19 protein-coding genes are annotated in these 18,888 nt (G+C 54.1%); 10 read left to right on the top strand and 9 right to left on the bottom strand.

The features are described from left to right. On the bottom strand, positions 1-1,123 hold a 1,123-nt coding region (locus tag JJB07_RS04435), incomplete at its 3' end, for a cadherin-like beta sandwich domain-containing protein (RefSeq protein WP_201631452.1). Between the two features lie 198 nt (positions 1,124-1,321). Here JJB07_RS04435 and JJB07_RS04440 point away from each other — a divergent pair. The 6 genes from JJB07_RS04440 to JJB07_RS04465 all read left to right on the top strand — a co-directional run bounded on the left by JJB07_RS04440 (position 1,322) and on the right by JJB07_RS04465 (position 5,623). Further along, entirely contained in the window at positions 1,322-1,807 is a 486-nt protein-coding gene (locus tag JJB07_RS04440; protein ID WP_236587764.1) for a GNAT family N-acetyltransferase, read from the top strand. A 29-nt stretch (positions 1,808-1,836) separates the two neighbouring features. Then, positions 1,837-2,352, top strand: a complete 516-nt coding sequence (locus tag JJB07_RS04445) for a phage tail protein (protein WP_201631456.1) — start codon at positions 1,837-1,839, stop codon at positions 2,350-2,352. Between the two features lie 29 nt (positions 2,353-2,381). After that, positions 2,382-2,897 (top strand): phage tail protein, encoded by a 516-nt coding sequence (locus JJB07_RS04450; RefSeq protein WP_201631458.1) that lies wholly within the window; start codon positions 2,382-2,384, stop codon positions 2,895-2,897. Between the two features lie 15 nt (positions 2,898-2,912). Beyond that, complete coding sequence (locus JJB07_RS04455) at positions 2,913-3,470, top strand: phage tail protein (protein ID WP_201631460.1); 558 nt, start codon at positions 2,913-2,915, stop codon at positions 3,468-3,470. A gap of 110 nt (positions 3,471-3,580) precedes the next feature. After that, complete coding sequence (locus JJB07_RS04460) at positions 3,581-3,787, top strand: hypothetical protein (protein WP_201631462.1); 207 nt, start codon at positions 3,581-3,583, stop codon at positions 3,785-3,787. A gap of 111 nt (positions 3,788-3,898) precedes the next feature. Further along, entirely contained in the window at positions 3,899-5,623 is a 1,725-nt protein-coding gene (locus tag JJB07_RS04465) for an acyltransferase family protein (protein ID WP_201631464.1), read from the top strand. Between the two features lie 171 nt (positions 5,624-5,794). Here JJB07_RS04465 and JJB07_RS04470 read toward each other — a convergent pair whose 3' ends face one another. Then, a complete protein-coding gene (locus JJB07_RS04470; protein WP_201631466.1) occupies positions 5,795-7,099 on the bottom strand; it encodes an S-layer homology domain-containing protein in 1,305 nt (434 codons plus the stop codon). A gap of 621 nt (positions 7,100-7,720) precedes the next feature. Between JJB07_RS04470 and JJB07_RS04475 the strand changes: the two genes are divergently transcribed. Then, positions 7,721-9,004, top strand: coding sequence for an MFS transporter (locus JJB07_RS04475; protein ID WP_201631468.1), 1,284 nt, complete (start codon positions 7,721-7,723; stop codon positions 9,002-9,004). A 78-nt stretch (positions 9,005-9,082) separates the two neighbouring features. Next, positions 9,083-10,567, top strand: coding sequence for a gluconokinase (locus JJB07_RS04480; RefSeq protein ID WP_201631470.1), 1,485 nt, complete (start codon positions 9,083-9,085; stop codon positions 10,565-10,567). Positions 10,568-10,589: 22 nt separating this feature from the next. On the opposite strand, the gene JJB07_RS04485 is transcribed toward JJB07_RS04480, so the two are convergent. Further along, positions 10,590-11,633 carry a LacI family DNA-binding transcriptional regulator gene (locus JJB07_RS04485; protein ID WP_201631472.1) on the bottom strand — a complete coding sequence of 348 codons (1,044 nt, stop codon included), beginning with the start codon at positions 11,631-11,633 and terminating at the stop codon, positions 10,590-10,592. A gap of 89 nt (positions 11,634-11,722) precedes the next feature. Here JJB07_RS04485 and JJB07_RS04490 point away from each other — a divergent pair, with 89 nt between their 5' ends. Beyond that, positions 11,723-12,787, top strand: a complete 1,065-nt coding sequence (locus tag JJB07_RS04490; RefSeq protein WP_201631474.1) for a PD-(D/E)XK nuclease family protein — start codon at positions 11,723-11,725, stop codon at positions 12,785-12,787. A gap of 52 nt (positions 12,788-12,839) precedes the next feature. Here JJB07_RS04490 and JJB07_RS04495 read toward each other — a convergent pair whose 3' ends face one another. From JJB07_RS04495 to JJB07_RS04505, 3 genes are all read right to left on the bottom strand, one after another. Continuing rightward, positions 12,840-14,093: an MFS transporter gene (locus JJB07_RS04495; protein WP_201631476.1), complete on the bottom strand. Its 1,254-nt coding sequence runs from the start codon at positions 14,091-14,093 to the stop codon at positions 12,840-12,842. A gap of 12 nt (positions 14,094-14,105) precedes the next feature. Beyond that, positions 14,106-15,026, bottom strand: a complete 921-nt coding sequence (locus JJB07_RS04500; protein ID WP_201631477.1) for an ArsR/SmtB family transcription factor — start codon at positions 15,024-15,026, stop codon at positions 14,106-14,108. 155 nt (positions 15,027-15,181) lie between these two features. Then, entirely contained in the window at positions 15,182-15,709 is a 528-nt protein-coding gene (locus tag JJB07_RS04505) for a hypothetical protein (protein ID WP_201631478.1), read from the bottom strand. Between the two features lie 105 nt (positions 15,710-15,814). On the opposite strand from JJB07_RS04505, the gene JJB07_RS24355 reads away from it, so the two are divergent. Further along, on the top strand, positions 15,815-16,561 hold the full coding sequence (locus JJB07_RS24355; RefSeq protein ID WP_201631479.1) for a DUF6060 domain-containing protein: 747 nt from the start codon (positions 15,815-15,817) through the stop codon (positions 16,559-16,561). A 240-nt stretch (positions 16,562-16,801) separates the two neighbouring features. Here JJB07_RS24355 and JJB07_RS04515 read toward each other — a convergent pair whose 3' ends face one another. Genes JJB07_RS04515 through JJB07_RS04525 form a run of 3 tightly spaced genes read right to left on the bottom strand, consistent with a single transcriptional unit; the run spans position 16,802 to position 18,638 of the window. Beyond that, the gene (locus JJB07_RS04515; protein ID WP_201631480.1) at positions 16,802-17,239 is read right to left on the bottom strand and encodes a hypothetical protein; all 438 of its coding nucleotides are present in this window, start codon (positions 17,237-17,239) and stop codon (positions 16,802-16,804) included. A gap of 24 nt (positions 17,240-17,263) precedes the next feature. Next, positions 17,264-18,394, bottom strand: a complete 1,131-nt coding sequence (locus JJB07_RS04520) for a helix-turn-helix domain-containing protein (protein ID WP_201631481.1) — start codon at positions 18,392-18,394, stop codon at positions 17,264-17,266. Continuing rightward, positions 18,333-18,638 (bottom strand): helix-turn-helix domain-containing protein, encoded by a 306-nt coding sequence (locus JJB07_RS04525; RefSeq protein WP_201631482.1) that lies wholly within the window; start codon positions 18,636-18,638, stop codon positions 18,333-18,335. The genes JJB07_RS04520 and JJB07_RS04525 overlap by 62 nt, the downstream gene beginning before the upstream one ends. Positions 18,639-18,888: the final 250 nt, after the last annotated feature.

The raw sequence follows: 18,888 nt of genomic DNA on the forward strand, positions 1-18,888 counted from the left end.
CTTTCACAGTCGCGTGCGAATTCGAAACCGTCGGGGTGACGGTGAGATTCGTGACTGCATTGCCAACGCTCACCGTGTAAGTAGGCGTGCCCGAATCGAAGTTCGGAGTCAGAGCGCCCTGGCTAACCGTCAAATTGCTCAAGCTCGCATCGTTGCTCAAACTCAAACTCATCGGTTTCGTCGCGAGATAACCGGATTCACCGACAGCGACGTATTTCGTGCCACCGGCAAACACAGAGTAGAACATTTGCGAAGCATCAAACGTTTCCGACGTCCACGAAATCCCGTCTGCCGATGTATAGAGGAGACCGGAAAGCCCGGAGGCGACAAATTGTCCTCCGCCATATGTGACTCCGTACATCAGATCGGAAGTGCTTTGTTTCTTCGTCCACGAGACTGCGTCCGTAGACAAATAGATCCCGTCATCCCCGACTGCGACGTACTGGAGACTCCCATCGTACGCAACACCATGGAGATTGGTGGACGAACCGACGGATTGTGAGGCCCAAGATACACCGCCGTTGTTCGAGACAAAGACACCGCCGTTCGCTCCAACCGCTACGAAGCGATTGCCTCCAAAGACCACATCATTCAGATCTTGAGAGGTAAAAGGAGTCATCGAACTCCACGTCGTCCCGTTGGAAGAGGTCAAAATCTTACCGCCGGTTCCTACTGTGACATAGGTTGTCCCGTTAAATGCAATGCCGAAAATAGACTCGGTGTCGGGAATGGTCACCGCAGTCCAAGCAAGGCCGTCTGCTGAACTGTACATAGAAGCGCCGGTGCTGTACAGATGAGGCGTGCCGTATCCAACGGCTAAAAACTTGCCGTTCTGATACGTACAGCGCAACAGGTCATCCGTCCCAACGGTCTGAGAAGTCCAAGTCGTGCCGTCTGATGAGGTGACGACCTCCCCAGATTGACCGACACCTACATAGTGACCGTTGCCATAGCATCCTCCATAGATACCGACTGAGGAATTGGAAGTTACAGGACTCCAACTAGATGCTGCAGATGCAGAGGACATGAAGGAGCCAAATCCGCTGGAAACCAACACGAGTGCGAAGATGAGAAAGGAACCGATCCAACGCTCGATTCGTCTCGTAAAACGAAAGCTTTGCATGTGCCACCTCCTGATGTTATGAAGTTGTAAAAGAACGAAGTGCCACTCTCATCATAATCGAAGCTAAAGGTCGTGTAAATGATCCAAATTCCTATTTGGACTTAAACAAAAAGTACGGAAATCTGGAAGGTGCATCATTTTTTATGATAGAATCAAATCATTACTTACATACGTTTCATAGGAAGTTGGTGAAGTTTGATGAAGGAGGGCCTCAAGGTCCAAACAACGCCCGTGCGAGATGAGGATGAATCGTTTCTGTTTGCTTTATTTACCTCCACGCGCGAACAAGAACTTCAAGCGTGGGGATGGGACGAAGCGATGCAACAGCATTTTTTGCAGATGCAATGGAGGGCGCAGTGCAGTTCCTACTCCGTGCAATTCCCCCAAGCAGAACACTTGCTGCTCTGCCACGATCAGCAACCTGTAGGGCGTGTCATCTTGAATCACAGTCAAGAGAGCCTGCATCTCGTCGATATCACCCTTCATCCCAACTTCCGTGGACAGGGAATCGGCACCCGGTATCTGCTCACTTTGCAGCAAGAGGGAAGTGAGTCGGGACAGTCTGTGATCTTGAACGTCAGGACGGACAATCCGGCTCGCCGTCTCTATGAGAGGCTGGGGTTTGCAAGCACCGGAGAAGACGAACTGTACGTACGCATGGCGTGGCACTCGAAACAAAAGTAGTGTGAAAAACAGAGGAAGAGGTGACTTTCATGGCTACGGCCTATGTAGGTGAAATTCGCATGTTTGCAAGCGGTAAAGTTCCGAACGGGTGGGCGCTTTGCGACGGTTCCTTGCTGTCGGTGAACGCATACCCGGCACTGTACTCCTTGATCTCCACGACGTATGGCGGCGACGGTGTAAACAACTTTGCGCTTCCGGATCTGAGAGGGCGACTGCCGATTCACGTGAGCAGTCAATATCCGATGGGGAGTAAAGCAGGAACCGAGAAGGTTACGTTGACCACAGCTCAATTGCCGAATCATACGCATCCGGGACAAGCATCCAGCGCGGTCGGTACAAGTGCAGATCCGACCAATGCGTTCTGGGCCGCATCGACCGGGGCCAGCAACACCAACTTCACCGATGGTGTCGGTGTGACGTTGACGTCCATGAGCGCGGCAGCCGTCAGCAGCGTGGGATCGAACGGGGCACACGACAACATGATGCCGTCCTTCACGCTCAACTTTATCATCGCTTTGAACGGCGAATATCCGAACCTTCAATAATAAGTAACCAACAAGGAGGCGTGACCCCAATGGCAGAGCCGTTTGTAGGAGAGATTCGGCTGTTTTCGTATAATCGAATTCCGCAGGGATGGTTGCCTTGTAACGGGCAACTGTTGAACATTCAACAGAATATGGCACTCTATGCTCTCTTGAGCACAAAATTCGGTGGCGACGGAAAAACGACGTTCGCTTTGCCGAACTTGCAAGGTCGAGTTCCGATTCATCCGAACAACGCCAACCCGAATTTGGCGTACGCGGCATCCGGCGGTGAAAGCGCACACACGTTGACCCTCAAGGAAATTCCGATACATGACCATCAAGTGTACGCTTCAAGCGTTGCAGCCACCACCGCAGCACCGGGAGGCGCGGTGTGGGGAAGCCAAGCGAATCAGTTTGCTCCGGCTTCGGACCCCGGGACGCTCGTCCCGTTGAATGCCAATGCGTATGCTGCGGCCGGCGGGAGTGCAGCACACAGCAACATGCAACCGTACTTGACCGTGTCTTATTGCATTGCAACGACCGGGATCTATCCATCTCGGTCCTAAGGAGGGAATAGAATCATGGCAGACGCATATATCGGAGAAATTCGACTCTTTGCAGGTTCCTTTGCACCTACTGGGTGGGAATTTTGTAACGGACAGCAATTGTCCATCCAACAGTACCAAGCGTTGTACACCATCTTGGGTACTACGTATGGCGGAGACAGCAGAACGTACTTCAATTTGCCGAACTTGCAAGGCATGGCACCGATGGGTCAAGGTGCAGGCCCGGGCCTCACGCCGCGACAAATGGGCGATCAAGATGGGACATCGACAGTTACCTTGGACGTTTCGACGCTTCCTCCACACAACCATCTGCCGCAAGCACTGAACGCCAGAGGGATGTCGAACTCTCCGCAGGGCAACTACTGGGCAGAAACCGTTCCCTCGGGACCCGCGCGCACTCAAGTGAAGTTATACGGTACGACACCGAACGTCACCCTGAATGATCAAGTGATGGCCCCGGTTGGCGGCAATGCACAAGGGGCGGCGGACCCTCATAACAACATGCAGCCGTACCTCGCGATCAACTTCATCATCTGCACGACCGATGGGCAATACCCGGATTTTAACAACTAGAAATAGGGGAAAAAAAGTCATAGTTTCCTTTGCTTTCGGGCTACTCATTCCGAGCGAGATTTGCTATCGTAGAGAGAGACAACTACTTGGAATAGAGAAGAGGGCATAACATGAAACGTGGCTTTATCATTTGGGGCGTCCTCACCCTGATCGTATGGGTGGTCGCGATTGTGTCTGCGATTGCGACTGATTCGTTCAGTCTCCAATATCTCGGCTATACGTTGCCGCTGGCAGCGCTTTTGACCGTATTCGTCGCGATCATCATCGAACTGGTGCTCGTGATGATCGGCAGTCGGAAGAAAACGGCAATCCGATAAGCAAGTATGAAAAAGAGCTTGGTCCCGCGATGCGGCCAAGCTCTTTTTTTGTGTACACGTATGGTTTGCCTCCCTTGCGAATATGTGTAGACAAAAAGGGAGGTTGGGCGCATGCCTGAGAAGCTTGAGAAGGAAAAGCATCAAGGCCGTTACATGGCCGGGTTGGACGGACTGCGGGCTCTGGCTGTGCTCGCCGTCATGGCGTATCATCTGCACTTCAAGTGGGCTCCCGGCGGGTTGTTGGGGGTGGGTGTGTTTTTCGTGTTGTCGGGGTATCTGATCACCGATATCCTGGCAAGTCAGTGGGAGCGGGACGGGAAGTTGAACTTGCGGGACTTCTGGATGCGGCGGGTGCGCAGGTTGTTGCCGGCGATGCTTTTTCTGGTGTTGGTCGTGGTTTTGTGGGTGCTGTTCGTTCCGGGGTCGCAGCCGTCCTCGTTGGCGGGGGATGTGTGGGCGTCCGTTTTGTATATCAACAATTGGTGGTTGGTGTTCCACCATGTTTCCTACTTTGAAAGTTTCGGACCGCCGTCGCCGCTCGGGCATCTCTGGTCGCTGGCGGTGGAGGAGCAATTTTATCTGCTCTGGCCGTTTTTGGTGGCGCTTTGCGTGAAGTTTGTTCCGAGCAGGGCATGGCGTACGGCGTTGGTTTTGCTCGGAGCGGTGGCGTCTGCGGTTGCCATGGCGCTGCTGTATGAGCCGGGAGTCGATCCGAGTCGAGTCTATTATGGAACGGATACGAGAGCGTTCGCGTTGCTCATCGGGGCGGCGCTTGCTTGGGTCTGGCCGAGTGCGAAGTTGCAGGAGAGCCTTGCAAAAAAAGCACGTGTGAGCCTCGATCTGGCGGGTGGCGCGGGTCTGTTGGTCATTCTCCTCATGGTTTGGCTGACGAATCAGTACCAGACTTTTTTGTATCGCGGCGGGTTCGTGTTGCTCTCGGTGGCGACGGCGATGGTCGTGGCGATGCTCGCTCATCCGGCGAGTCGTTTGGCGAACGTATTGGGTGCGCAACCTCTGCGCTGGCTTGGTGTGCGGTCGTATGGGATGTATCTGTGGCACTATCCGATCATCGTCTTGACGAGTCCGGCGGTGGATACGGGCGGTTTGGATGTGTGGAGGTCGTTGTTGCAAGTGGCGTTGACGATTGGGATTGCGGCGCTGTCCTACGAGTTCGTTGAAAAACCGATCCGCTATCGCACCGCATCCTACAATAAAATCGTCGTCGCCGCCTGCACCGTGGTCGCGTTGGGCGTTTCAGGCGGGGCGATGGCATTGCCAGCGCCGCAGATTCCTACCCATGCCGTGCCTGTGACGGTGACTCCTGAACCTTCCGCAACTACGTCATCTGCCTCTCCGACGTGCCACGGCGTGACGGCGATGGGCGACTCGGTGATGCTCGATGCAGAGCCCTTTTTAAAAGAGTTCCTGCCCGGCATCGTGGTTGACGCGCAGGTGGGGCGGCAGATGGTTCAACTGCCTGACGTGGTGGAGCGTTTGAAGTCTGAGGGCAAGCTTGGCTCGTGCGTGATGATTCAAACGGGCACGAACGGACCTTTTACTCAAGACCAACTGGTAGCGCTTTTAGATTCTCTGGGTCCTGACCGGCAGATCGTGCTCGTGAACACCCGTGTGCCCCGCCCGTGGGAGAGCGTGGTGAATTCGACGTTGCAGGAAGTGGCGGCCTCGTATCCGCACACGACGCTCGTGGATTGGTATGGCAACAGTGCGGGCAAGGATTCGTACTTTTACCCGGACGGCGTGCATCTGAATCCGGAGGGGGCGCAGGTCTACGCGTCCTTGCTTTCGGTGGAAGTCACAACAGATAAGGAAAGGTAGTAAAAAAAAAAGCCCGTTTCGCTGTAAGAGCGAAGCGGGCTTTTTCATGAGCTAGAAGCCGAGCTTTGAAAGCCGAGCTTTGAAAGCCGAGCTTTGAAAGCCGAGCTTAGAAGCGGTGCTTAGAAGCGGTGCTTAGAAGTGGTGCTTAGAAGTGGTGCTTAGAAGTGGTGCTTAGAGCGCGATGGTGTAAACGGTTTTGGTGGTGCCGTCTTGAGCGGTTGCTACGACGGTCATGGTGTCGGTCAGGGTTGCGGAGTCTTCCACTTTGGTCGTTTGGGTGGAGTCGGTGAAGACTTCGACCGTGCCTTTGCCGCCGTCTACGGAGAGGACGGTTTTCAGAGCGGAAGCGGTGAGGCCGTTCAGAACGGTCAGTTTGTGATCCGTGTTGTCGATGGTGGTAACCAGAACGTTGCTGGAGGTGGTCAGCGTCGTGACGGTGCTTTTCACTTCCGGCAGAGCGATGGTGTAGGAAGTTTTCGTCGTGCCGTCTTGAGCGGTTGCGACGACAACCATCGAGTTGGTCAGGGTTGCAGCGCTGTCAGCTTCGGTTGCTTTGGTGCTGTCGGTGTAGACTTGCACGGTGCCTTTGCCACCGTCAACGGAGAGAATCGCTTCGAGGATCGCGACGGTCGTTCCGTTTGCCACGGTCAGGGCGTGGGTGGTGTTGTCAAGGTTGGTGACGATCGTGTTGCTGAGCGCAGTCAGCGCGGTCGCGTGGGATTGGTCGGTCGTCGGAACGTCCGGTTGGTCATCGCCGACGACGATGTTGTTTTCCAGCAGCAGGTCGAGCAAGGTTGCAGCTTCTGCGCGGGACAGGGAGTCTTTCGGGTTGAAATGGCCTTTGCCGTCGCCGTGGATCAGGTCGTATTGAACTGCGGTCGCGACGTACGGGCGAAGGACCGGAGCGATTTTATCAGCGTCCGAGAACTGACCTTTGAGGAGAGCGTCGGCAGCGGTAGCGTCCATCACTTTGATGGTCGGGTCGAGTTTGGTGAGGATCTTGACGAGCGTTACGGTGACGTCTTGGCGAGTTGCGGCGGTGTCCGGGTGGAACGCCAGGTTGCCGTTGAGGTCGCGGTACGCGTCGAAGTAGTCTTTTACAGATTCGACGTAGGAGTATTCCCAAGATTTAACCGGAACGTCGGTGAAGTCTTGCTTGGTTGCGGTGTTTTGCAGATCGAAGTAACGGGTGACCATGACTGCCCATTGAGCGCGGGAGACGGTGTTGTCCGGTTCGAAGTGTTTTGCATCCATGCCGGAGAGGACGCCTTTTTTGATGAGGTCGAGGATGAATTTCTCAGCCCAGTGGCCTTTGACGTCGGACATGTTGAGGTTCGGGTTGGTCGGCATGGTGAAGTGAGCTTTGATTTTGCCGTGAGCTTGAGATTTGCCGTTGCCGTTGTCATGAGCGAAGGCCGGAACTGCGGTCAGAGAGAGCATGGAAAGTACGGAGAGAGTTGCGATAACTTTTTTCATTCGATGGCACCCCTTAGGTATGTAATTGGTTTTGATATACCAATACGGACAGGTTGTTTTTGGTATGGGGGTTCCCACGCAAATATTTTGCAAATTTCGATAAAAAAAGCAAAAGACCTCTCGACGGCGTCCTGTCGGCTGTGGGGCCAAGCGGACTGCGAGGGGTCTTTTGTAGTAACAAGATATGCGCGGTTGCTTCACAACGTTCCACCAAATTTCGATAAAAAGGAAACGAAAACACAAAAGACCTCTCGACGGCGTCCTGTCGGCTGTAGAGCCTGGCGGACTGCGAGGGGTCTCTTGTAATAACAAGATATGCGCAGTTGCTTCACAACGTTCCACAAATTTCGATAAAAAGGAAACGGAAAAGCAAAAGACCTCTCGACGGCGTCCTGTCGGCTGTAGAGCCTGGCGGACTGCGAGGGGTCTTTTGTAATAACAAGATATGCGTGAGAGCTTCAAATGTTCCTCCACCTGTGCGGAGTTTTTTTGTGACTTTTTTTCAAATATTCCTTGACACAACCCTGTCCCACAAGGCATACTCCTTCTTAGGAAAACGTTTACGTAAACCGTTTACTGAAAGCGGTTGCAATCTTCTACCATCTAAGGGGGGACCCTCTCATGCAAAAAATCGGCAGAAAACGTTGGGGGATTGCTTTCATCTTATTCCTTGGCATTTTGGTCAACTATTTTGACCGTACCAACATGTCGGTCGCAACAAAACCGATGATGTCGGAGTATCACCTCTCCACCGTCCAGTGGGGCTGGATCATGTCCACCTTCGCATGGACCTACGCTCTCATGCAGATCCCCATCGGGGCCCTGCTCGACAAGATCGGCGTCAAATGGCTGATGCGCATCGCCGGTCTGATCTGGACCGCCGCGACTCTGCTGACCGCCGTCGTCAGCGGCCTCGGGCTGATCATCGCATCCCGCCTGCTCCTCGGCATCGGGGAAGCCCCGGCCTTCCCGTCCTCGTCCAAAGCAACCGGCTATTGGTTCCCGCTTCAAGAGCGCGGCGTTGCAACCGCAACCTTCGACGCAGCGGCGAAATTCTCCAACGTCATCGGCGCACCGACCGTCGCCTGGGCGGTAACGGAGTGGGGCTGGCGCGGCGGTTTTTATCTCACCGCAGTTCTGAGCTTGCTGTACACCGTCATCTACTGGGTCTGGTACCGCGATCCGAAGGAACATCCGACGCTTACCGTCGAAGAACGTCAATACATCGAAGCCGGCGGCGCGCAACAAGAGGGTAGCGCAGAGGGCGGCGTTTGGAAAAACTTCGCGTTCCTGCTGACCCAACGCAAAGTCTGGGGCTTGACCCTCGGGTTTGCGGCATACGGCTACACGTTCTACCTGTTCCTCACCTGGTTGCCGGGGTATCTGCAAAGCCAGATGCACATGAGCGTTCTCAAATCGGCGACCTACACCGCCATCCCGTGGTTGATCGCCACGGTCACCGACTTTTTCATCGGCGGCTTCCTCGTCGACAAACTGGTGAGCAAAGGCTATGATCAATCGAAAGTCCGCAAGACGCTGTTCATCATCGGTCTGTTGCTCGGTCTCTCCGTCGGCGGTGCCGCGTTCACGACCGATCCGAACGTCGCGATCATCTTCATCTCGATTGCCCTCGGTGGTCTGGCATTCGCCGCCCCGATCGGCTGGTCGATTCCGGCCCTCATCGCGCCCAAAGGCACAGTCGGCATGGTCGGCTCGATCATGAACTTGGTCAACAACGTCATGGGGATTCTCGCCCCGGTCATCACCGGCTATCTCGCGGTCAGCGGCTCGTTCGCATCCGGCTTCAAAGTAGCGGCCGTCGTGCTCCTCATCGGGATCGCAGCGTTCGCCCTCCTGATGGGGCCGATTGAAAAAATCAAGTCCCCCTACGAACAAGCAGAGTAAAACCAAATACAAAGAAAACATAGGGTGCTGTCTCTCTCGGGAGTCAGCGCCCTATGGACATTGATCGGAGAGATTACTATGGAGAGAAAAACTTGCTCCCTTGGCCTCGACATCGGAACCACGTCCGCAAAAGTGATCGCTTTGGCAGAGGATGGAACGCTTATCACCCAGCGCGGGCACCGTTTGGACTTGCTTCATCGAGAGGACGGCGCGGCCGAACAGGATGTCACCGCTGTCTACGCCGCCTTGATGGACGTGCTTTCGAACGTGCTCACAGAACTTCGCGCCGACAACTGGCACGTCCGCCACGTCGGATTCAGCGCCGCCATGCACAGCATTCTCGCTGTCGATAAAGCAGGGACCCCGCTCTCGCACGCCGTCACGTGGATGGACACCCGTGCCAAGCAATCCGCCACCGACCTCTGGGAATCGGAAACAGGCAAAACCATCTACACACGCACCGGGACGCCGGTGCACCCCATGTCGCCGCTCGTCAAACTGCACCACTGGAACCAACAACGACCGGAGTGGGTGGCCTCCATTTACAAATTCGTCTCCATCAAGGAATGGATCTGGCACCAATGGTTCGGCGAATGGACCGTCGACGCTTCGATGGCAAGCGCCACCGGCTTGTACAACGTGGCAGAGGGAGCCTGGGACTCTCAAGCCCTGCAAGTCGCCGGAGTCTCTCTTGACCAACTCAGCCGCGTGGTCCCGACGACCACCTGCATTCCTTCTATAAAAAGCGACGTGTTACGCAGTCTCGGATTTGACGAAGAGGTCCTCTTCAACATCGGAGCCACAGACGGCGTGCTCGCAAACCTCGGAGTCGGAGCTGTCGAGCCTCATACGCTGGTCCTGACGATCGGCACGAGCAGTGCTGTGCGCGTGACCTCCCTCCACGCGCAAACCAACGTGGACACGAGATCTTTTTGCTACGTCCTCGACGGGGAACGGTTCGTACTCGGCGGCCCCAGCAATGCGGGCGGAATTTCGGTGGAGAGCTTGTACGCACAGGTTCTGGCAGGGATCGGCGTCGCGTGGCAACCAGAGGAATTGGGCGCGAAACTGCTCGAAGCCGGCGAGGTGGAAACGCGTGACTTGCTCTGCCTGCCCTACGTCGCGGGCGAACGTGCCCCTCTCTGGGCACCGGAAGCCAGGGCATCGTGGATCGGAATCGACCGCAGCCACACAGGACTTCATCTCCTGCGCGCGGTGGTCGAGGGCGTCCTGCTCAACGCCTACTGGATCGCGACAAGCCTGTTCGAAATGACCGGACGTCCGAAAAAAGTGATGGCATCCGGCAAACTGCTGGAAGTCGCGTGGATTCGCCAACTTATGGCGGACATCTTCGGCCTCCCGGTGTATGAAAATCAAAACGGAGACGCCTCCGCCGTCGGTGCCGTGTGGCTTGCCGAGATCGCATCGGGCGTGCGCTCTCTACAGGACGTACTCACCACAGGCCAAGCAGAAGTGAGCGTCACCCACCCGCGCACCGAATTGCAGGAACACTACCAAGCCAAACTGGAACGCTTCCAACGCCTCGCAACCTTCTTGAACTAAAAAAAGATACGACACGCAGAGCCTATCTCTGTGCGTCGTATCTTTTTTCGTTTGTTCGTTGTGTGGAGGGCGAGAACACCAGGACGGACGGAATCGTCTGCACGGCGGGTTGCAAATGAGCTTTGATATCTCCGCGCAATCGCTCCAGAACGGTAGTGGCGGCGAGTTGCCCGATCTCGTGCGTTGGCTGTCGGATGCAGGTCATCCGCGGTTGCGTGAGTTTCACCCAATCCGGTTCGTCAAATGTCGCGATGCCCATCTCCTGCGGCACTTGCAGGGCCAAACCGGTCAGCATCGGGTACAACTCCATCATCAGCAAGCCGTTCGACGTATACACGGCAAAGGGTTGCTGACGCGGGTGTTGCCGGAGTTGTTCCATAACAGCTTCAAACGTGGCAGGGTCGCTTCGATCCACCCAGCAAACGTGCGGGTCGAGAGAACGCTCCTCACAAGCCCGTTGGTATCCCGCCAACCGCTCCGTCCGCGTACTGAGCCCGTTCAGCGTCTCCGAGATGAAATAGATGCATTCATACCCTTCTGTACACAAGGCGTCCGTGAGCAAATAGGAAGATTCTTCGTTGTTGGTAATGACGTTTTTGACCCCTGCGATTTCGAAATGACGGTCGACGAGCACGATCGGCATTTTTTGCGCGAGGTCTTGGAGGACTTTGAGGTTCTGTCCGTTCGTTTGGAGGATGATGCCGTCAACGCCGTGCGCGACCAGAGAGTGGAGCAGGGTGAGTTCACGCTTCGGATCATCGCCCGTCTCACAGACGAGCAGCGAATACCCCGCCGCGTTGAGCGCTTCGGAGATCGAACGGATCACCGAGACGCAAAACGGGTAGCTCATGTTCACCACGACGACCGCGAGAGTGCGGCTCTGGCCTTTGAGACCTTGGGCCATTTTGTTCGGGTGGTAGTTGAGGGTGAGGATGACTTCCTCAATCCGCAGTTTGGTTTCCTCGCTCATGGAGGAGAAGTTTTGATTGATATAACGGGACACGGTGGCGATGGAAACACCGGCCGCGTGCGCAACGTCTCGGATGGTTACTTTTTTATCTGACATAGCTCCATCATCCCATAGAGATTCAGGAGACGCAAGATCATCGCTACTTTAGTATAATTAGGTATTACTATGTGAGAGGGGGGAATAACATGAGATCTTTGTACGCGCGGTTGTACTCCTTGCTCGCAAACGCAACAGCAGAGGCCAAAGAGGATTTTCTAACGGAGATTCTCAGTTCCGTTCTTGAGGAACCCGCAACAATGACCCATTTTTTCAGCACTCTGCTCTCCACAACAATTGTAGAACCGAAACACCTGCGAGTTCTTACTCAACAAACATTTGAAAAGCTTTCTACACACCAAGTTGACTCCAGACCCGACCTCGTACTCACGTTCGAAGACGGGGGAACGCATCATATCGCGTTTCTTGAGAACAAGTTGGATTCGGTCGAAGGAAGCGACCAACTCAAAAGATACGCAGACCATCTCTATGAATATGAGATGAGAGGATACCGCACCACCCTGATCTATCTAACAAAACATCATGATCCCAAAGATCGACATTTGATCGTGCCAACAAGTTCGGCCTGTCGATTTAAGCAAGTTCGTTGGTATGAGATATATTCTTGGCATGCTGAACGGACTGAGGGTCAACGCAATCACTTTCTGCACTATATGGAGGAGTTAGAGTTGAATAACAAGAGAAGATTCACACCTGACCTTATTCTGGGTATGCAGAATCTACAGGTGATTTGGCGGCTGATGGAAGACTGCTTGGGGGCGGAGGTTCATGACGCCCTGACAGCATCGTTTAAGAGACCGGCGGACCAATCGAACCGAACCCCGCATATTCGAGACAATGGGAGATTTCTGAAATGTTCTTATTATGATTCCTACAAGTTGTGGGTAGGATGTGGATTTTACTTTACCAAACAGGATTTTCCCAACGTCTGCGTGATGATTGAAGTCGCTCCAAACGCACAGGATCGAAACAAAGTCATTGACGCCATGATCGAGTTTTGCAATGACAATCCAACTTGGACAGGTCACGATCTGGATGTACCCAGGTCGTGGGCAAGTATTCGGTATGAGAAGCCGTTATCTGAATTCCTGACGCAGGAAGATCAGGTGTCCGCGATACAAGACTTTTTCTGCGAGTGTCTCAAGGAGCTCGTTTCCTTTAAACAAAAGCATCCTGACCTTCCTTGGGTATGATGCAAAAAACCTCGTGTCGTTCGGCAACGACACGAGGTTTTTTTGTTTTGTCTTAGGCGGACTGCACCAACTCCTCAGAGATCTCCTTCGCCTTCTCCGACAAGTTTCCGTCGATGCCTTTCAACTGAGGCAACCACATCCCGAGCACCGCGCAACTCACGGCGAGGAGACCCGCTCCCACGAACAGCACGTGCAGTCCGAACGCCGTCGCCACCACGCCGCCCAGTCCGCTCCCGACCGGTTGCATCGAACCGCCGATCAACAAGCGAATCGACATCACCCGCCCGCGCAACGGGGCCGGCACCAATCTGCCGTACAGCCCCGACGACAACGCTCCGAAGAACGGCCCGCTCATCCCAAGCAAGAGGAAGATGGGAAACGCCATCCATGTCTTCGTCGCGATGCCGAGCAAGACGAAGCAGGAGCCTTTGACCAAGATACTGCCGAGCATCCAGAGTCTGCGTTTCTGGAGATCGCCCATCCACGCGATGAGCAGTCCGCCGCCGACAGCCCCGATGCCGTTCAGCGTCATCAGGACGCCGAGCATCAGCGCATCGCTGTGCAACCAGACCTGCACATACGGCACCCACATGGCGGAGATCGCGACCCCCGTCATATTGCCAATGGCGGCGAAGAGCATGATGACGAACAGGGCAGGAACTTTTTTGAAAAAAGCGGTGCCTTCCCGCATCTCGTTCCAATACCCACGCGTTGCTTTCGTCGTAGTCGCATGCTTCAACGACCCTACGACACGGCGAATCTGCACCAGCATCAGCGCCGAGAGCAAAAACGAACCTGCATTGAGCGCGATGCCCATCACAGGACCGACCAGATGGATGAGCAGACCGCCGAGAACCGGACCTGTCAGCATCGCGACGGTCATCGAGGTATCGAGGAGAGATTGACAGCGCACGAGGTCTTTTTCCGAAACGAGAGAGGGCAGGAGCGCCATCCCGGCCGGAGCGAACAGCGCCGTACACGTTCCGACGACCATCGCCGAGGCGTAGAGATGCCACATGTGGAGGTTGCCCGTCGTGGCGAGCACCGCCACGCCGCCAAACGCTGCAAATCGAAACGAATCCAGCCATGCCATCAATTTCACGCGGTCCACACGGTCCAAGAGCGTCGCTCCGGCCAGCCGCACGACAAACTCCGCAATCTGCTGCGCCATGACCAACGCCCCCATCGCCAGCAATGAGCCGGTCAATTGATAGACCAACCATTCCATCGCCAAGATGCCGAGAGCATCGCCGAGCGCTGAGACCGTGAATCCGGTGACCAAGTACCAATAGCCCTTCTCCCGCATGCGTGTTGCCTCCTATCGGCGGTCGTCCGCCAGAAAATACGCAAGCAATTCCGTGCCAAGCCGTGCGACAACGTCTGTCCGCAGCGAGTAGTACGTTACGTTGCCTTCGCCGCGTGCGGTTAGCAGCCCGGCTCCGCGCAACGCCATTAGATGGTGGTGAACCGTGGACATGGACAATCCGGTCGCTTGCACGACTTCGGTAAAAGATCGTGTGCCCCCGCCGATGAAGCGGAGGATGCGCAACCGGCTTTCCTCGCCCAAGCTCTTCGTCAGGCGCAAGAGTGCCGGAGCGGGGGAACCGTCCGACGGGGTTGGCAAATCGATCCCGTACCAGACCGACATCGAGGAGCCGTATCGGGTCATCGTCGAGATCGGGCGCAGGTGGTATTGGGGAACGAGCAGCACGTTGCGCAGTTCCGGCGTCACTTCATAGCGGACCCCGTTGGTGGCGAGTTCGATGACATCCATCTCGGGCATCGTGCCGAGCAGGGCGCGTTTTCGCTCGGCATCCCTCGCCAGTTCTTCGAAGACCGCGGGGTCCACGGTCTGAAAATACTCCGCGTCCCACTTCCCGAGCAGTTCCACGCCCAGATCCCGCTGCGCCCCGATGTCGGCAGGCACGTCTACGAACGGAGCCAACTTTTCAAACAAATCCCCGACAGACAGGGAAGACACCCATTGTAAAAACTGCGGTGCCGTCCGCTCGCCGGGACATTGATGGATGAGAAAGTCGAACCCGTGAAACATCGACCCCGACCAGCCATCGTCTAGCTGAGCGGCGAAGGCGGGGGATAGTTTTTTCCGAACCTCCCGCACCCAAGGCGTGCCCGCGTCCATGCCTTTGTGGTGCGTTTTGCGACTGTATGCGAAGAGGGAGATCAGCAATTCATAAGCCGGTGCCTGGTCGATGAGGATGGTGTAGGGAGAAGTCATGGGTTTCGCCTCCGTGGAAATTCGAGTTACTTCTATCTGCATCGAAGTTGTATGTATTTCTATGGTATTCGAAATCGGGAGACGTTGTCAATGTTTATGAAAAAAGGAGCCAATCCTCTGGGGATGGCTCCTACATAAATGGTGTCGGTACGCGTTCATTCATCAAGCGGCTTCACTTCAATCGAGGATACGTCTATGGATGGATCATGGATCAAAAAGTAAAAGGGAGCGGGTGTCTGGTCGAAAGTTTTGGAGATGACTTGAGAACCGCTCACAAAGAGACCCAACCTCTTGATTTGTTGACTGTAGACAACTCCCGCGACGATCTTGCGGGTATGTTTGTTCTCTGATTCAAAATCAAAACTGAGGGAGCCATAGGGCTGGTCACTCGCGAGAACTGAGGCATAGGATGCCGAGCGATACCAGCTGTACCCCTTGTCCCCATGAGTAATACTTGCCACACCCGTTTGGAGTCCTTTGTGATAAAAAACCAAGGTGTCTCCTTGATCGACCTCTGTTCCAAGGATGTCGGCGGTTGTAAGCCCCTCGTCTTGCAATCCATTCTGAATGACGAGGTCGATGGAGTCATACCATTCCCTGTTCGCTATAGTTTCCTTCTGAGAGCAGCCTACAAGCAATAGAAGAAAAAGGAGAAGAACCGGAAGGAATACAGTTTTGTTCACGAATCTTAACCCCCTACTATTTTCAATAGAAAACACTTGCGTGAATCCAATAGATAATATAGCATAAGTTTGTAAAAGTAAACAAATAGAAAGAGGTGTTTATTTGTGAAAAAAATAATTTCCATGGTCTGCACCGCTCTCATGGCCCTAAGTCTATTCGGGGCTACCGCTGCACATGCAGATACAAGTAATGCAAAGGTTGAGAACAGTGTGAAAATCCTAGGGGAGTACAACGGGAAGCAGGTCGTGTCTGTCAAAAAGATCACCAATGGTAACTGGGTGGATGTATCATTTGAGGAGTTCCTCAAGGATATGAACACAAAACAACAAGCGACTGTGCATCAAAACCCAACCAAGATGAAACTACAATCCCCCACTTCTATCATGAAACCTGCAGATGCCGTATACACGTGGTATGACTATTGGGAGAGCTCTGGCTATTACTACAATGCATCTCCAAGAAAAACGTCTCCAGACTACGGGTGTCCGAGCAGTGCTCCTGCACCTTGTACGCTGTCACTTCAATACTCCCTAACCCAATCCAAGAGTGCCAACGTCTCCCTGAGTTTGCCGGAATGGAACGCTATCAAAGCAACCCTCGGCTACACGTACCAAGACCAAGCTTCTGTCGCGGCGACTTACGCGCTCCCGGTTCCTCCGGGTAAATACGGGCACATGGAGTTTGCACCGAAATATTACCATAGTGAAGGAACTATGGAAGCTTGGATGAGTTCGATATCCGGTGTGCAGTTGGTGGGAACCCAATACGTTGGATGTGAAACTCCGCAAAAGTTGCAAACAGGATTTTTGGACGGTTATGCGATTGGTGTCATCACCAACAGTCCGACCTAATTTGTACGAAGTGAGAAGAGAAAGCCCTCGATGTTAAAATCGTGAGGGCTTTTTCTCTGGAGAAAAATCTATGATCAATATAGGGTCAGCATAATAATTTGTAAAAAACAACCTGTCCGATCAGTGATTCGGCAGGTTGTTTTTGTTTTCACGGAGTTATTTTGGAAAAAAGGAGCCAATCCTCTGGGGGGACCAGTCCTTTCGTAGTGCTAGTTGATAAAGAGGTCCAATCACTGCCCATTATTTTTTCGTATTCACGACAAGGCTGCCGTCAACGAAGAGTTTCCACTCTCCATTTTCTTTTACCATCGGTAGTGAGATCGGAACCCAACCTTTTTGGAATACGTCAGAGTAATGTTCGAAATTGACTTGATAGGTACCGCTGGATACTTCCTCTACGCTGATAAACTTCAATTGTTCATGTTGCTCCAAAGCCGTTTTGATGAAACTCTCGTAATTCGCATGCAGTTCTGCATCGTTCTGAGCGCGAGTGTCCTTAACGTGATTCATCAACTCATCGATGTCGTGATTCGTAAAGGCTTCGACATAGTCCTGAGCAGCCTTGATTACTACTTTCTTCTCTTCCTGAGTTGCGTAGACCGAGCCACTCCAACCAATCCCTATCGCCAGAACTCCAAGTGACAATGCAAGAGTAATGAGTTTGCTTGTACGTTGCAACAAGTACACCTCTTTTATTTGGTATTAGAAATTAGAATTCAACAAATAAATGGATATTCCTGTATTTTCGCTATGTAATCCCAAGACAGGCTGTGGGTAGAGTTTGAGGAGGTGTTTCGGGGTGCGTGCAAATGGTGGATTGTGCGTGGTGAGGTGGATGCCCTTCGTTTTCATTTTCTCTAGCGTCTCGGCCCTTGCATGGAGGAGCATGACGCAGGCTTCTCGGTAGTCTCCCTGATCGGCGCGAAGTCGGGCGAGGGTGGAGATGTCGTCGGCGGGGAGATTGGTTTTGGTATGTAGTTGGGTAGCTTCCATGCGATTGCGCCGGGCTTCGACCCGGTGGTGGTGCAGGTCTTGCAAATGCCGGGCACGGTCTGCGTAGTGGATCGCTTTGGTGTAGATCCCCTTTTGGTGAAACTCTTTCGCGAGGTGGAGGCAGGTCTTGGCTTGGTCGAGGAGAGAAGGTCTGGAACCGGCAGACGGTGCCGCCAGATTGACCAGTTCGAGGGCTCGGTCCGTTTGCCCGAGCTTGTCGTGTGCCTCTGCGAGAGTAAGCAACAGGGAGTTCGTGAAGTCGAGATCGGGATGCTCCTGCGTCGTGAGGATCGCGACGGCCTTCTCGAAAACCGGAATGGCTTTGTCATAGCGCTTGGCTTGCGTCAGGAGGAGTCCCTGCGCTTCCAGCAACCGTGCCTGCAAGTCCGGGTCTTCGGGAACACCCGCCGCCCGCAGCAGTTGCTCGGCCTCCGCGAGCTTCCCGAGATGGAGGTAGCAATGGACCAAGTCCACCAGCAAGGGGATGGAATCTCCATAGGTGCCGCGGGCGTTCAGCAAGTCTTGGAGATAATGCATGGCATGGGTGTACTTGCGTGCCCCCATGTACGCCTTGGCGAGGAAGTAGGAGAGAGTACCGGCCGAGTGTTTTTTGTTCTCGAAAAAAAAGTTCACGTCGACCTTCAGGCGTTTTGCCACTTCGGTCAGCAGGTCAAGAGACGGTCTCGCCTTGCCTGTTTCCACTTGGGAGATCATGCTCGCGGTACACAATCCCCGCGCCAAGTCCCCCTGTGTCAGACCTCGGATCTCGCGCAACTCCTTAATGAGAGTGCCGAGCACGACCAAGTCCTTTAAGCTTGAAGAGTTTGCGAGACGGTTCATGGTCTACCTCCTTGCCGGGGTGGCTTTGTGGGTCGTGTTCTACGATTTCAAAGATGTCGTCGAAGTTGCAGTCCAAGACGGCGCAGATCATCTTGGCATTGGGGGCGCTGACGTTGCGGGTGCCGTTTTCCACTTGGGAGAGGAACGCGCTGCTGAGTTGGGTTTGCTCCCCGAGACTTCGTTGGGTGAAGCCGGCGATGGCTCGGGTTTTTTTGAGGTTCGGTTTTTTGGCTTTGATAAGCATGGGGGGTGTCCTCCGGTGGAAGGTGGGTGGTTGGGGAGGGAAGTGAGTTCATGTAATCGCCACCTTTTGTTATTGTTGATGCTGGTTATGTTTATTTATTGCTGTGAAAATAATAAACCACCTCTGGGCGTGAGAGGTGGTTTTAGTCTGTAAGTAAGTTGCCGTATCGGAAAAAATCCAACTGGAAATTGGTTGTCGCTTGATGAATTGGGCAACAAAAAAAGCCCTCGTCAGGGAGTGACGAGGGCGA

Origin of the sequence: Tumebacillus amylolyticus, assembly GCF_016722965.1 — a bacterium.
Taxonomy (GTDB): Bacteria; Bacillota; Bacilli; order Tumebacillales; family Tumebacillaceae; genus Tumebacillus; species Tumebacillus amylolyticus.

Coding starts and splice junctions, on each gene's coding strand:
- JJB07_RS04440 (WP_236587764.1), top strand. CDS start 1,322: ATGAAGGAGGGCCTCAAGGTCCAAACAACGCCCGTGCGAGATGAGGAT.
- JJB07_RS04445 (WP_201631456.1), top strand. CDS start 1,837: ATGGCTACGGCCTATGTAGGTGAAATTCGCATGTTTGCAAGCGGTAAA.
- JJB07_RS04450 (WP_201631458.1), top strand. CDS start 2,382: ATGGCAGAGCCGTTTGTAGGAGAGATTCGGCTGTTTTCGTATAATCGA.
- JJB07_RS04455 (WP_201631460.1), top strand. CDS start 2,913: ATGGCAGACGCATATATCGGAGAAATTCGACTCTTTGCAGGTTCCTTT.
- JJB07_RS04460 (WP_201631462.1), top strand. CDS start 3,581: ATGAAACGTGGCTTTATCATTTGGGGCGTCCTCACCCTGATCGTATGG.
- JJB07_RS04465 (WP_201631464.1), top strand. CDS start 3,899: ATGCCTGAGAAGCTTGAGAAGGAAAAGCATCAAGGCCGTTACATGGCC.
- JJB07_RS04470 (WP_201631466.1), bottom strand. CDS start 7,099: ATGAAAAAAGTTATCGCAACTCTCTCCGTACTTTCCATGCTCTCTCTG.
- JJB07_RS04475 (WP_201631468.1), top strand. CDS start 7,721: ATGCAAAAAATCGGCAGAAAACGTTGGGGGATTGCTTTCATCTTATTC.
- JJB07_RS04480 (WP_201631470.1), top strand. CDS start 9,083: ATGGAGAGAAAAACTTGCTCCCTTGGCCTCGACATCGGAACCACGTCC.
- JJB07_RS04485 (WP_201631472.1), bottom strand. CDS start 11,633: ATGTCAGATAAAAAAGTAACCATCCGAGACGTTGCGCACGCGGCCGGT.
- JJB07_RS04490 (WP_201631474.1), top strand. CDS start 11,723: ATGAGATCTTTGTACGCGCGGTTGTACTCCTTGCTCGCAAACGCAACA.
- JJB07_RS04495 (WP_201631476.1), bottom strand. CDS start 14,093: ATGCGGGAGAAGGGCTATTGGTACTTGGTCACCGGATTCACGGTCTCA.
- JJB07_RS04500 (WP_201631477.1), bottom strand. CDS start 15,026: ATGACTTCTCCCTACACCATCCTCATCGACCAGGCACCGGCTTATGAA.
- JJB07_RS04520 (WP_201631481.1), bottom strand. CDS start 18,394: ATGAACCGTCTCGCAAACTCTTCAAGCTTAAAGGACTTGGTCGTGCTC.
- JJB07_RS04525 (WP_201631482.1), bottom strand. CDS start 18,638: ATGCTTATCAAAGCCAAAAAACCGAACCTCAAAAAAACCCGAGCCATC.